This is a genomic window from Aurantiacibacter xanthus (genome assembly GCF_003584015.1).
Taxonomy (GTDB): domain Bacteria; phylum Pseudomonadota; class Alphaproteobacteria; order Sphingomonadales; family Sphingomonadaceae; genus Alteraurantiacibacter; species Alteraurantiacibacter xanthus.
Genome location: NZ_QXFM01000139.1, coordinates 1 through 12,885, shown reverse-complemented (window position 1 = coordinate 12,885; position 12,885 = coordinate 1). Strand labels below are relative to the sequence as shown.

The following is a 12,885-nucleotide window of genomic DNA, read 5'->3' as shown; positions in this document are numbered from 1 at the left end:
CGAGCCCCCACCCCCAGCCCCTCCCCAAGGGGAGGGGAGCAAGGTGGATCAGGGGCTCCGTCGCGGTACTGGCGCGATTGTGGCCGTGAGCTGGCTACAGCACACTCACCCGGCAGACCTGCTCCGCTTCGCCGGACGCCCTCAGCGGATTGCGCAGCGGCAGGGTGAAGGGCGCGGCCTCGATCTCGAACACATCGCCATCGCGCGTTGCGATGCCATCGGTAAAGCTCGCGGTGGAGGTACCGAAGAAGTGCACGTGAATGTCGCCCGGCCTGCGGAACAGGTCATATTTGAAGTGGTGATGCTCAAGATTGGTGATCGAATGCGACATGTTGGTTTCGCCGGTGAGGAACGGCTTTGCCCATAGCTCGGCACCGTCGCGGCGGATGCGGCAGGTGCCGCGCACGTCGGCGGGCAGCTCGCCCAGCAGCAGCTCCGGTCCGAGCGAGGCCTGCCGCAGCTTGGAATGGGCGAGCCACAGGTAATTGTGCTTTTCGGTGACGTGGTCGGAATATTCGTTGGCGAGGCAGAAGCCGAGGCGGAACGGCGTGCCATCCTCACCGATCAGGTAGATGCCCGCGATCTCGGGTTCGTCGCCGCCATCCTGCGCATAGGGCGGGTGGTCGAGCGGGGTCTCGGGCGCGACCAGATGGACGCCATCGCCCTTGTAGAACCACTCGGGCTGCTGGCCGACGGCTCCGCCCTCCGGTTTGCCGCCTTCCATGCCTTCGAGGAACATCCGCATCGAGTCGGTCAGCGCTTCGCCTGAAGCGGCGGCCTTGTGCATCTTGTCGCGGCCCTCGGCGCTGCCGAGGTGGGTGAGGCCGGTGCCCGCCAGCCACAGGTGCGCCGGATCGGGGTGAGAGATGGGCGCAAGGAGGCGTCCCGCAGCCAGTTCCGCTGCCGTGTCCACCGGATCGCCGACGCGGTTGGCACCGGCGAGTTCGGCCAGCGTGGTCTCCTGCGCAATGGCGGCCAGCGCAAGCGAACGGACATCGGCATAGCCCGCCACGACGCGGCAATCGCTGTCGTCGGAGGCCAGCAACTGGGTCGTGTCATCGGCAAGGCGGCGGCACAGCAGACGCATTTTCGGGATTTCCTTGAACAAGGCGGCGCGAGGGCCGCAGGGGTTATTTACGCGGGGGAGCCGGATCGGCTCCATCGGTGGCGAAGAGCACCAGATCGGGGCGGGCCCCGGCGGAAACGGGTAGCGGCACGTCTTCGGCGAGGATCTGCCACAGGCCGTGGCGCTGGGCGAACAGCAGACGCGCCCGGCCATCCTCGCCATCAATGCGCAGGCGCACCTTGCGGTCGAACGAACCGCCGAGTGCGGTGGTGAACACCAGCCGACCGGCAGTGACCCCTCCGGGGCCGTCGTGCAGGCGGACCGCGATCAGGTCGGCCGGTTCGATCCGCTCGACCTGAATGCTCAGCCAACGCGTGGCGTCCTGATGCACCGCCAGCCCCGCAACGTCGCCTTCGCCAAGGCCCGACCAGTCGAGCGTGACCGTGCCGGAAAAGTCGGGCGCAGACACGCGCTTGGCAATCAGCCGCGCGTCCTGTGACCACAGCGGGGCAGGCGTAGCCTCCAGCGTGATGGTGTCGTTGGGGGCAGGGGCATCGACCTCGCTGAGGGAGAAGCCGGAGAACTGTGCCACTGGCCCCTGCTCCGCACGGACAGGCAGCGCAGAGCCAAGCGCAATTGCGCCAGCGACGGCGAAAGCAGCGGGAAGGGCTCTCATGGCAGCGGCAGGATCCCGGCATCGGTCTGTTCGATATGGTCGATCAGGCCGTCGGGCCGGAAGTGCATTCGCTCGACCGCTACCGCGCGCCGTCCCAGCGCACCTTTCAGCCCGCCCACATCGAGCGTGCCGACGTGATAGAACATGTACCACTCACCCTGGAACTCGGCGACGCCGGGGTGGATCGTGAAGCTGTTGGCGGCCGATCCCATCAGTTCGCCGCGCCCGGTCCACGGGCCATTGATTGAAGGCGCGGTGGCATAGGAGATGCGCTCGTCCGGGCTGATCGACTTATCCATGCTGGCATAGACCAGATAGTAGAGATCGCCGCGCTTGAAGATCCACGGGCCCTCCTCGAAATCGGGCAGGTCGATCTGGCGGATCGGCCCGTCGAGACTGATCATGTCGGGCGCGAGTTTCGCGATGTAGCAGTTGGCATTGCCCCAGATCAGCCAGCTGGTGCCGTCATCGTCGGTCCACACGGTGGGATCGATATCGTCCCATGTGTGCGGGCCGTCGGTATCCTCGTTGCGGACCAGCGCGCTGCCGCGTGCATCGCGGAACGGGCCGAGCGGACTGTCGGCCACGGCGACGCCGATCGCCTTGCCGTGCGAGCCCTGTGCCGGATCGTGCTCCACGGCGGTGTAGAGCCAGAACTTGCCGTTCTTCTGGATCACCTGGCTGGCCCAGGCATCGCTGATCACCCAGCTGAAATCGGTCGGCTGCATGATCGGGCCGTGCGCGGTCCAGGTCTTCATGTCCTTGGTCGAGAAGGCGAGCCACTGGGTGATGTTAAACATCTGCCCTTCGCCCGCCTGATCGTGGCCGGCATAGAGATAGAGCGTGTCGCCAACCACCAGCGGGGCAGGGTCGGCAGTAAACACGTCGCGGAACAGTGGATTGCCCGTGTAGGTATAGGTCGTGCCGGCAGCAGGCGCGCCGGGAGCGGCCATGGGCGCCTTGCCGCCCGGCTGGGTGGCGCAGCCGGTGGTTGCCGCAGCCAGCGCCAGCGCCATGGTCAGATAAACCGGTTTGTGTCTCATCGTCATCCTCGCCCGTCCCCGTTCAATCGGGTGTTGCATGGGGTCTCTGCCCGCGCCTTCTTTTACTCCGACAAATCAAGCTGTCAAAGCGAAGCTGAAAGAAGGCGCGGGAGATGGGGTCAGCGAACCTTGAGCTTGCCGTCGATCCGCACCGGGAACCAGTCGACGCCTTCGCGCAGCGGGCGCGGCAGCAGCTCGGCGGGCATGTCCTGATAGGAGACCGGACGCACGAAGCGGTCGATTGCCATGGTGCCAACCGAGGTGCTGCGCCCATCGGAGGTGGCGGGGAACGGGCCGCCATGGACCATCGCATGCGTGACCTCGACGCCGGTCGGCCAGGCGTTGGCGATCACGCGCCCGGCCAGCCGTTCGAGCACCGGCACCAGCGTGGCGGCGGCCGGATAGTCGGCCTTGACCATGTGCAGCGTGGCGGTGAGCTGGCCTTCCATCACTTCAAGGATCTGGTGCACCTGCGCCATGTCGTCGCAGACGACCACCAGCGAGGCCGGGCCGAACACCTCGTCGGCAAGGCCCTCGTCGGCAAGGAAAGCGGCGCCATCGCAGGCATAGACCTGCGCCCGGCCGCAAAGGCTCGACCCTTCGGCGCCGGCACCGATCAGGCGGACGCCCGCGCTCGCGCCAAGCTTGGTGCTGCCGCTGTCGAAGGCCTGCGCGATGCCGCCGGTCAGCATGGTCGCCGCCGGAACTTCGGCAATGGCTTCGGCCGCGCCGGCGAGGAAGCGGTCGCTATCGTGACCCGCCAGCGTCAGCACGATGCCGGGATTGGTGCAGAACTGGCCAACGCCCATGCTGAGCGAGCCGACATAGGCCTTGGCAAGATCGCCTGCCGCTTCGGCCAGCTTGTGCGGCATCAGGATGACAGGGTTGATGCTGCTCATCTCGGCATAGACCGGGATCGGTACCGGGCGGGCGGCAGCGTGGCGCATCAGGGCAAGCCCGCCTGCGCGCGAGCCGGTGAAGCCGACGGCGGCGATGCGCGGATCTTTCACCAGCGCCTCGCCCAGTTCGTTCGAGGCACCGTGCAGCAGCGAGAACACACCGCCCGGAAGACCAGCGGCTGCCACCGCCTCGGCGATGGCACCGGCGACCAGTTCGGAAGTGCCGGGATGGGCCGGGTGAGCCTTGACGACCACCGGGCAGCCTGCCGCCAGGGCGCTCGCCGTGTCGCCACCGGCGACCGAGAAGGCGAGAGGGAAGTTGCTCGCCCCGAACACCGCCACCGGGCCGAGCGCGATCTTGCGCAGGCGCAGGTCGGGCTTGGGCGGGGTGCGGGCCGGATCGGCATGGTCGACCCGGAGGTCGAGCCAGCCACCCTGCTCGATTTCGTCGGCGAACAGGCGAAGCTGGCCGACGGTGCGCCCGCGCTCGCCGGTGAGGCGCGCTTCGGGCAGGCCGGTTTCGCGCATCGCCCGCTGCGTCAGGGTGTCGCCGAGGGCATCGATCCGTGCGGCGACATCCCGCAGGAAGGCGGCGCGGTCGGCGGCCTTGAGCGTCGACAGCGGCCCCAGCGCGGTGGCCGCGGCGGCGCAGGCATCGCTGACGTCAGTTTCGCTGGCGATGGCGAAGGCCTCGCCGAACTCTTCGCCGCTGGCGGCGTCCTTGGCGCGGAAGGTCTCAGCCGCACTGCGGCGAGCGCCGGCAACAAAATTTTCTCCGGTGATGGTCATGGGGTCTCCCGATTCCTCTCTTGCAAACGAAGCGGCCGAGGTCCGTTCTGGCACGGGCCGCGCCTTGAAAGGTAGCGCTACCACAAACTCTCGCCATTGTAACCCGGCGCGACATCGCGTGCGCATTTTGCGGCGGGCGCGGATTTGGTTTCAATTGATCCTGCAAGGGCTATCCGGGGCGGCACCCTTGCGTTATCCCGCTGGCATGACTCATCGGTGGCATTGGATAGCAGCCTTGGCATTAGTAACGGGCGCAGCGCAGGCGCAGGACAACGAGCAGGAAGAGCTGACGCTCGACGCGGTTTACGGCAGTCCTTCGCTGTCCGGCTCCACGCCGCGCGGTTTGCAGCTCTCGCCCGATGGCCGCTATGCCACGCTGCTGAAGCCGCGCGCGGACGACCGCCAGCGGTATGACCTCTGGGCCATCGACACGACCACCGGCGAGGAGCGGATGCTGGTCGATAGCGAGGCGCTCGGCGGGCGCGAAATCTCCGAGGAGGAGAAGATGCGCCGCGAACGGATGCGGCTGGCGGGCACGCGCGGGATCATATCCTACGACTGGGGCCCGGACGGCAAGGCGCTGCTGGTGCCCATCGACGGCGACCTGTGGCTCGCCCCGCTTGAAGGCGCGCCAAAGCAATTGACCGACACCGAGGCGGGCGAACTTGACGCCAGACTCTCCGAAACGGGCCGCTATGCCAGCTTCGTGCGCGCGGGCGACCTTTATGTCGTCGAGACCGCCACCGGCGCGGAGCAACGCCTGACCGAAGGCGCCAGCGACACCGTCACCTGGGGCTCGGCTGAATTTGTCGCGCAGGAGGAGCTGGACCGCTCCAGCGGCCACTGGTGGAGCCCCGACGACAGCCGCCTCGCGGTGGCGCGGGTTGACGAAAGCGGCGTCGAGGTGGTTCAGCGGCTGGCGATTGGCGCGGAAGGTTCCTCGCTGATCGCGCAGCGCTATCCGCGCGCGGGCACCGACAACGCGCTGGTTGAGCTTTACGTGATGCGGCCCGATGGCAGCGAGCGGGTGAAGGTCGATCTGGGCGACAATCCCGATGTCTATCTCGCCCGCGTTTACTGGTCGGCGGATGGGCAGACCTTGTGGGTTGGCCGCCTCAGCCGCGACCAGAAGCGGCTCGATCTGCTGGAAGTCGATCCGGTGACGGGCGCGTCGCAGGTGCTGCTCAGCGAAACCTCCGACACCTTCGTCAACCTTGCCTCAAGCGGGTTCGGGCAGGGCGGCGAGGCGGGGCTGCGCGCGCTGAAGAGCGGCGGCTTCCTGTGGCTGTCGGAACGCGACGGCTACATGCATCTCTACCGCTGGCAGGATGGCGAACTGACCCAGCTTACGCGCGGCGACTGGGTGGTGAGCGGGCTCGCCGGTGTCGATGAGGCGAACGGCCTCGCCTATGTCACCGGCAACCGTGAGACCCCGCTCGAACGCCATATCTATGCCGTGCGGCTCGATGGCACGGGCGAACCGCAGCGGCTGACCGAGCGCGGCTACTGGAACAGTGGGGCGCTTGACCGCACCGGCACGCGGCTGATCATCCAGCGGCAGAGCCCGGTGCAGCCGCCGCAGATCTATCTCGCCGACAACACAGGCGAGCGGCTCGCCTGGATCGAGCAGAATGCCATTCAGCCGGGCCATCCCTTCGCGCCTTACAGCCGCCTGCTGAGCGAACCCGAATACGGCACGCTCACTGCTTCGGACGGGCAGGTGCTGCATTGGGAGGCGCTGAAGCCCGAGGGCGAGGGCCCGTTCCCGGTGATCTTCGAGGTCTACGGCGGCCCCCATGCCCAGCGCGTGGCGCGCTACTGGACCTCGCCGCTTGACCGCTGGTGGGTCGAGCAGGGCTATGCGATCTTCCGCCTCGACAATCGCGGCTCGGGCAACCGGGGCCGCGCGTTCGAGGAGCCGATCTATCAGGCGCTCGGCACGGTCGAGGTCGAGGACCAACTGGCGGGGCTGACCTGGCTCAAGCAGCAGGGCTGGGCCGATGCCGAGCACATCGTGGTCGATGGCTGGTCCTATGGCGGCTATATGACGCTGAAGCTGCTGGAGGCCGCGCCGGGGGCCTTTGCAGGCGGCATCTCAGGTGCGCCGGTGACCGAGTGGGGCCTGTATGACACCGCCTATACCGAGCGTTATCTCGGCGATCCGCGCGAAGTGCCCGAGGTTTACGAAGCTGCCGATGTGCTGCCGCGCGCGGGCGACATTGCCGACCCGCTGCTGGTGATCCACGGCATGAGCGACGACAACGTGGTGTTCGACAATGCGGTGCGGCTGTTTGCCGCGCTCCAGCAGGCGCGGGTGCCGTTCGAAACGGCCGTCTATCCGGGGCAGGCGCACGGGTTTCAGGGGCAGGATATCCTGATCCACCGGGCGCTGACGATGAAGGCCTTTCTCGATCGGGTTACGGCGGCGGACTGACCCGCGCGCGCTCAGTCTGCGCGCGCCTCGGCCTCGCGTCCGTAGCGGGCGGCCAGCACCGCGCAGACCATCAGTTGCAGCTGGTGGAACACCATCAGCGGCAGGATCACCGCGCCCACCGTCGCCGCCGGGAACAGCACGCCCGCCATCGGCACGCCGGTGGCAAGGCTCTTCTTCGAGCCGCAGAATTGCAGCACGATCACATCCTCGCGTGAAAAGCCCAGCCAGCGCCCGACGAGCCAGGTGAACACCAGCACGAAGGCGAGCAGCAGCGCCGAGAGCGCGACGATCGTCACCATGTCGGCAGGCGAAACCCGCGACCATAGCCCCTCCACCACGGCAGCGGAGAAGGCGGCATAGACCACCATCAGCACCGAGCCGCGATCCACCACCAGCAGCAGTGCTCGCTGGCGGGCGATCCACTTGCCGATCAGCGGTTGCAACAGGTGTCCGGCCACAAAGGGCAGCAGGAGCTGGACCACGATGGTAAGCACCGCATCGCCCGAGATGCCGCCTTGTTCGCCGGTCAGCATCAGCGCCACCAGCACCGGGGTGATCACGATGCCGGCAAGGTTCGAAAAGGCCGCGCTGCACACAGCGCCGGCCACATTGCCGCGCGCCATGGCGGTGAAGGCAATCGAGCTTTGCACGGTGGACGGCAGCAGTGTCAGGAACACCAGCCCGGTGCGCAGCCACGGATCGATGAATGGCAGCAGCGCGATGCCGAGGCCCAGCAGCGGAAACACCCCATAGGTCACCGCGCCGACCGTGGCGTGAAGCCGCCAGTGCCGCAGCCCCTCGATCACCGCCTGCCGCGACAGCCGCGCCCCATGGAGGAAAAACAGCGCCACGATGCCGACATCGGCGGCCCCTCCGGCGATATCGGCACCCACGCCGCGCGCGGGCAGCAGCGAGGCAAGGCCCACGGTGCCCAGCAGCAGCAGGATAAAGGTGTCGATCTTGAGGCGGGAGAGCAGGGCCTTCATGGGGTCGCTTTCGATGGCAGGGCGAACAGGCTCGCTAGAGCTGCCAATGCCCGCAATCAATCGCAATCCCCGTTTGCCACGCGGAGCAAGGGTTTTCTCGCCGCCCCCGCGCAGCTAGCGTCGCGCGCATGAGGCCTCCAGCAAGCGAAACCCGCACCAGACTGCTCGCCGCAGCCGAACAGATACTGGTCCAGCGCGGAATTACCGGCATTTCGGTGCGCAAGGTTGGCGAAACGGCCGGGCTCAACCCCACGCTGGTGACCTATCACTTTGGCTCGCTCGGCGCGCTGCTGGAGGAACTGCGTGATCGCAACCTGGGGCCGATCCTCGCGGGTTGGGAAGGGCTGGACCAGCGCGACGGGCTCGATGCGGTGCTGCGCGGCTGGCTGGCGCCGCTGCTGATGCCCGCTGCCTTTACCGAGAGCGGGCGGGCACTGGTGGTAATCGACGAGATCGCTGCCCATGGCGAGGGTGACCTCGGGGCGGGTGTGCTGGCTGCCATGCTCAGCTTCAGCCGGGGTTTGCGCGCGTTGTTGCTCACCTATTGCCCGGCGCTCGACGAAGCCGAGATGCGCGCCCGTCTGCGCTTCATCTCTTCTGCCGCGCTCGGCCCGCCGCCGCGCGGTCGCGGGATGACCGGTGTGGGCGTTGCGGATGAACTCGAATATCTGGTGCGCTTCGCCCACGCCGCCTTGCGAGCCTGATCGCGCAAGGGGATTGCCTCCCCCTCCCATTATGATTTATACGACCGTATAAATCATAATGGGAGGGGGAGAGTCCTGTGGTTACGCCGAGCACCATGAGTGCGGCCGATTTTGCCGATGGCCTGGCGCAGATGCGCTCGATCGTGGGGCCGGAATGGGTGTTCGACCAGCCCGCCGATCTCAACACCTATCGCGATTTCTACTCGGTCCTGTGGGGCGAGCCGGAGGAGAAGCAGGCTTCCGCCGCCATTGCTCCGGCGAGTGTGGAGGAGGTGCAGGCGATTGTCCGCGCGGCGGGCGAGCGGGGCATGCCGCTCTATCCGATCAGCACCGGGCGCAATCTTGGCTATGGCGGTTCGGCGCCGGTGCTGTCGGGCAGCGTGGTGCTCGATCTCAAGCGGATGAACCGTGTGCTCGAGGTGAACGAGGCCAATTGTTCGTGTCTGGTCGAGCCGGGTGTCTCCTATTTCGACATGTACCGCCATTTGCAGGAAAGCGGTTCAAAGCTGTGGCTCGACGTGCCCGATCCGGGCTGGGGCTCGCTGATCGGCAATGCGATGGATTCGGGCGGCGGCTACACCGTCTCGGGCTATCGCGGGCATTGGGAGGCGGTGTGCGGGGTCGAAGCGGTGATGGCCGATGGCGAGGTGCTGCGCACCGGCATGGGCGCGCTGCCGGGCAGCGAGACCTGGCAGCAATATCGCATGGGTATCGGTCCATGCCTTGATGGGCTGTTCCGCCAGTCGACGCTGGGGGTGGTCACGAAGATGGGGTTCTACCTGTTCCCCCAGCCCGAGGCGCACCTGTCGGCAAGCGTCAGCGTCTATCGCTACGAAGACCTCGATGAGCTGATCGAGATTGTGAACGAGCTGGAATATGGCAATGTGTTCAACGGCATGCCGGGTGTCGGTTCGCCGGTGCTCAGTCAGGAAAGCCCGATTGCCATGGCCATCGTGCCCGAGCCGGAGGAGATGAACCGGATGGTGCGCGAAACGGGTCTGCCCGCCTGGCGCGCCTCGTTCAACTTCTACGGCCCCGAAAAGGTGATCGCCGCGCAGTGGGAGCATGTGCGCGACCGCTTCGCTCACTTCGAGGGCGTGACCTACCACGCCGAGGAGCCGGTGCGCTTCCCGCTCACCCCGGCGCAACTCGAGAAGGCGCAGAAGCCGCGTTATGGCATTCCCTCGCTGGAGATCTTCACGGTCGGCAGCCAGGGCTATGGCAAGTTCAACCCGTCGGACGGGCATATCTGGTTTTCGGCGGTCATCCCGCGCTCGGGCAAAGGCGTGATCGACGCGAACCGGGTGATGCGGCAGGCCTGCAAGGAGCGCGGGCTGGATGTGTTCATGCTTGCGCCCGCCGTCACCTGCTGGACGCGCAGCTTCGTGCTGTTCGCCGCCGTGCCGGTCTACAAGGATGTGGCGAAGAACCGGCATCTGCGAGAGTCGATCAAGGAGATCATCAAGATCTGCGGCGAGCATGGCTGGGGCGAATATCGCTGCCCGCCTGCCTTCATGGACGCAGTGATGGATGCCTACAGCTTTGGCGATCACAAGCTGCGCCGCGTGAACGAGCAGATCAAGGATGCGCTCGATCCCAAGGGCATCCTGTCGGCGGGGCGCTATGGCGTCTGGCCCAAACACCTGCGCGAGGGGAGGGGAGCATGACTATTCGCAGTCCTTCGAGACGTCCTCAGGCTGCGCCTTCGTCCTCCTCAGGACGAACGGGAAAGAGGAACTCCGTTCGTGCTGAGGAGCGAGGACGCATGTCCGAGCGTCTCGAAGCATCGCGGCTCGTGCTGGCTGGCCTGGTCGTCGCGGCCTTTGCCACGGCGGCGGTCGCCCAGCAGGCCTCGCGCACCGGCCCCACTGCGCCCGAACTGGCCGAGGGCAAGGCGGTGTTCGCGAAGTGGTGCGCGCCGTGTCATGCGCCTGCTCCGGGGCTCGCCGGCACCTTCGCGCTTCAGCACAAGTACGAGGGCACGGTGCCCGCCGCGCTGGAGGACCGGACCGACCTGCAACCGGCGCTGGTTGCCTATTTCGTGCGCAACGGCGTCGCCTGGATGCCGCCCTTCCGCCCGACCGAGATTTCCGACCAACAGCTCGCGGCGCTCAGTGCCTATCTCACCGCTCCGCTTGACCAGCGCGGGGCTCCGGCGGAATTGCTGGCCGAGGAAATGGTAAAGCTGCGGGGAGAGGGCCAATGATCCGGCGCGACATGCTCAAATGGGGCGCGCTCGCCTCGGCGCTGGCGGGGGCTCCGGCTGCGGCGCTGGCCAGGGCAGGCGCGGGGCTCGACGTGTTGCTGCTCGACACGCGCTTTGGTGAAGGCGCGGCGGTCGACATGGGCGCGGCGCGGGTGCTGACCTTCGCGGGCGACGTGACCCGCATCTGGTACGATCATCTCGACCGCGCATGGCGTCAGCCCGGCTTCGTGGTCGGCGGCATCACCGGCGCCGACGCGCTGTTCGTGCTCGAAACGCTGGCGCAGCAGCAGGGGCGCAAGGTGGTGGCGCGCAACGTGCTTGCAGCGGTGGACGGTATCGCGCCGGTCAGCTGGGTGATCGCGCCGGTCCATCCGAGCGTGCTGGCATGAGCGTGCTTCCCCCGGACCTCGACGCTGCGGGCTTTGCCGCCTTCCTCGATGATCTGCGCGCCGTGGTCGGGCCGGACTGGGTGTGGTCGGGCGATGAGGACATGCACGCCTACCGCGACAGCTTCTCGCCCGTGTGGAACACCGAGCAAGAGCGCCACGCGAGCGCCGCCGTCGCGCCTGCCGATGTCGAGCAGGTCAGCGCCATTGTCCGCGTGGCGCGCAGGCACCGCGTGCCGCTGTTCCCGATTTCGACTGGCAAGAACTTCGGCTATGGCGGCCCTTCGCCCAATGTAAACGGCTCGGTCGTGATCGACCTCAAGCGCATGAACCGCGTGCTCGAAGTGAACGAGGCGCGCGCCTTTGCACTGGTCGAGCCGGGTGTCTCCTATTTCGATCTCTACCGCGAAATCGAGGAGCGCGGGCTGAAGCTGATGGTCGACTGCCCCGATCCGGGCTGGGGCTCGCCGGTGGGCAATTCGCTCGATCGCGGGGTGGGCTACACCATGCCGCATTACCGCGACCATTTCGGCGCGCACTGCGGGATGGAGGTGGTGCTGCCCGATGGTGAGGTGATGCGCACCGGCATGGGCGCGATGCCCGGCGCGCAGACATGGCAGGAATACCCCTATGGCTTCGGCCCCGACCCTTCCGGCCTGTTTGCGCAGGGCAACTTCGGGATCGTCACCAAGATGGGCTTTCGCCTGCTGCCACTGCCCGAATACTATCGCACCTGCCTGATCACCGTGCCGAAGCGACGCGACTTCGTGAAGCTGGTCGAGCACGTCAATTACCTCAACGACAGCGGGCTGATTAGCGAGGTCGAGTATGGCAGCCCGCTGCGCGCGAAAATGGCCGATCCGCAGTTCATGGCGCTGATCACCAAGGTGGGCGGGGTCTCGGATGCCGAACTCGATGCCGCTGCCGAGGCGGCGGGCCTGCCGTGCTGGCAGGTGGAGCTGCAATTCCTCGGGCCGGAACGCGCGACGTGGGAGAACTGGCTCCACGCCAAGGAGCGCATTCTGGCCGATATCTCCGGCGCGCAGGCGATCGAGGGCGAGCACTTCGCCTTGCCCGCCAGCCAGCAGCAGCTCGACCACCCGCAGCAGCCGTGGACAAGCGCGATCAAGCGCAAGCGCTCGCTGGGCGTGCCGAGCCTTGGTGAATGGAAGATCGTGCGTGATGACGGCCACATCGGCTTCTTCCCGGTGCTCCCTCGCACCGGCGAGGCGGTGTTCGAAATGCAGCGGGTGCTGGGTGACGCGATGAAGGAATTTCCCACGCTGCCGCCGTTCTTCAACGCGCTGACCACGCCGCTGATGTGGCACACGCATACGTTCCAGATGGTCTTCGCGCCCTCGATCCGGCACGACGACCCGGCACACAATGCGATCAGCCATGCAGCGATGAAGAAGTGCGTGGAGGTGGCCGCCGAGCATGGCTGGGGCGATTATCGCGCCGCGCCGATCTATCAGGATGCGGTGGCCGACACCTACAGCTTCAACAACCACGCGCTGCGCCGCTTCCACGAGCAGCTGAAGGACGCCATCGACCCTGATGGGATCATCGCGCCGGGACGAGGCGGCATATGGCCAAGGAGGTTTCGTGCATGATCCGTCCAGTGCTGTTCGGAGCCCCGCTCGTGGCACTGGCGCTGACGGCAGCTGCCGAACCCGCCGACATCGCGCGTCCCGAC

General features: G+C 67.0%; 11 protein-coding genes. 6 read left to right on the top strand and 5 right to left on the bottom strand.

Going from position 1 to position 12,885, the window contains the following annotated elements; genetic code table 11:
- Positions 1-94: 94 nt before the first annotated feature.
- The 4 genes from araD1 to D2V17_RS17700 form a co-directional block, all read right to left on the bottom strand.
- Positions 95-1,087, bottom strand: a complete 993-nt coding sequence (gene araD1, locus D2V17_RS17715) for an AraD1 family protein (RefSeq protein ID WP_191229275.1) — start codon at positions 1,085-1,087, stop codon at positions 95-97.
- 43 nt (positions 1,088-1,130) lie between these two features.
- Positions 1,131-1,742 carry a beta-xylosidase family glycoside hydrolase gene (locus D2V17_RS17710; RefSeq protein ID WP_119594432.1) on the bottom strand — a complete coding sequence of 204 codons (612 nt, stop codon included), beginning with the start codon at positions 1,740-1,742 and terminating at the stop codon, positions 1,131-1,133.
- Positions 1,739-2,785, bottom strand: coding sequence for a glycoside hydrolase family 43 protein (locus tag D2V17_RS17705; protein ID WP_245978786.1), 1,047 nt, complete (start codon positions 2,783-2,785; stop codon positions 1,739-1,741). Before D2V17_RS17705 ends, D2V17_RS17710 begins: the two co-directional genes overlap by 4 nt.
- 119 nt (positions 2,786-2,904) lie before the next feature.
- Positions 2,905-4,473 (bottom strand): aldehyde dehydrogenase (NADP(+)), encoded by a 1,569-nt coding sequence (locus D2V17_RS17700; RefSeq protein ID WP_119594428.1) that lies wholly within the window; start codon positions 4,471-4,473, stop codon positions 2,905-2,907.
- Positions 4,474-4,708: 235 nt separating this feature from the next.
- Between D2V17_RS17700 and D2V17_RS17695 the strand changes: the two genes are divergently transcribed.
- The gene (locus D2V17_RS17695) at positions 4,709-6,907 is read left to right on the top strand and encodes a S9 family peptidase (RefSeq protein ID WP_245978785.1); all 2,199 of its coding nucleotides are present in this window, start codon (positions 4,709-4,711) and stop codon (positions 6,905-6,907) included.
- Between the two features lie 11 nt (positions 6,908-6,918).
- Here D2V17_RS17695 and D2V17_RS17690 read toward each other — a convergent pair whose 3' ends face one another.
- Complete coding sequence (locus D2V17_RS17690) at positions 6,919-7,893, bottom strand: bile acid:sodium symporter family protein (protein ID WP_191229273.1); 975 nt, start codon at positions 7,891-7,893, stop codon at positions 6,919-6,921.
- 128 nt (positions 7,894-8,021) lie between these two features.
- On the opposite strand from D2V17_RS17690, the gene D2V17_RS17685 reads away from it, so the two are divergent.
- The 5 genes from D2V17_RS17685 to D2V17_RS17670 all read left to right on the top strand — a co-directional run bounded on the left by D2V17_RS17685 (position 8,022) and on the right by D2V17_RS17670 (position 12,802).
- Positions 8,022-8,597, top strand: a complete 576-nt coding sequence (locus D2V17_RS17685) for a TetR/AcrR family transcriptional regulator (protein WP_119594424.1) — start codon at positions 8,022-8,024, stop codon at positions 8,595-8,597.
- A 95-nt stretch (positions 8,598-8,692) separates the two neighbouring features.
- Complete coding sequence (locus D2V17_RS17680; RefSeq protein WP_119594422.1) at positions 8,693-10,264, top strand: FAD-binding oxidoreductase; 1,572 nt, start codon at positions 8,693-8,695, stop codon at positions 10,262-10,264.
- A gap of 98 nt (positions 10,265-10,362) precedes the next feature.
- Positions 10,363-10,803 (top strand): c-type cytochrome, encoded by a 441-nt coding sequence (locus D2V17_RS17675; protein ID WP_119594420.1) that lies wholly within the window; start codon positions 10,363-10,365, stop codon positions 10,801-10,803.
- The gene (locus D2V17_RS21470) at positions 10,800-11,192 is read left to right on the top strand and encodes a hypothetical protein (RefSeq protein ID WP_191229271.1); all 393 of its coding nucleotides are present in this window, start codon (positions 10,800-10,802) and stop codon (positions 11,190-11,192) included. Before D2V17_RS17675 ends, D2V17_RS21470 begins: the two co-directional genes overlap by 4 nt.
- Positions 11,189-12,802 (top strand): FAD-binding oxidoreductase, encoded by a 1,614-nt coding sequence (locus D2V17_RS17670; protein ID WP_191229270.1) that lies wholly within the window; start codon positions 11,189-11,191, stop codon positions 12,800-12,802. Before D2V17_RS21470 ends, D2V17_RS17670 begins: the two co-directional genes overlap by 4 nt.
- Positions 12,803-12,885: the final 83 nt, after the last annotated feature.

Coding starts and splice junctions, on each gene's coding strand:
- D2V17_RS17700 (WP_119594428.1), bottom strand. CDS start 4,473: ATGACCATCACCGGAGAAAATTTTGTTGCCGGCGCTCGCCGCAGTGCG.
- araD1 (WP_191229275.1), bottom strand. CDS start 1,087: ATGCGTCTGCTGTGCCGCCGCCTTGCCGATGACACGACCCAGTTGCTG.
- D2V17_RS17670 (WP_191229270.1), top strand. CDS start 11,189: ATGAGCGTGCTTCCCCCGGACCTCGACGCTGCGGGCTTTGCCGCCTTC.
- D2V17_RS17710 (WP_119594432.1), bottom strand. CDS start 1,742: ATGAGAGCCCTTCCCGCTGCTTTCGCCGTCGCTGGCGCAATTGCGCTT.
- D2V17_RS17685 (WP_119594424.1), top strand. CDS start 8,022: ATGAGGCCTCCAGCAAGCGAAACCCGCACCAGACTGCTCGCCGCAGCC.
- D2V17_RS17680 (WP_119594422.1), top strand. CDS start 8,693: ATGAGTGCGGCCGATTTTGCCGATGGCCTGGCGCAGATGCGCTCGATC.
- D2V17_RS21470 (WP_191229271.1), top strand. CDS start 10,800: ATGATCCGGCGCGACATGCTCAAATGGGGCGCGCTCGCCTCGGCGCTG.
- D2V17_RS17705 (WP_245978786.1), bottom strand. CDS start 2,785: ATGAGACACAAACCGGTTTATCTGACCATGGCGCTGGCGCTGGCTGCG.
- D2V17_RS17675 (WP_119594420.1), top strand. CDS start 10,363: ATGTCCGAGCGTCTCGAAGCATCGCGGCTCGTGCTGGCTGGCCTGGTC.
- D2V17_RS17690 (WP_191229273.1), bottom strand. CDS start 7,893: ATGAAGGCCCTGCTCTCCCGCCTCAAGATCGACACCTTTATCCTGCTG.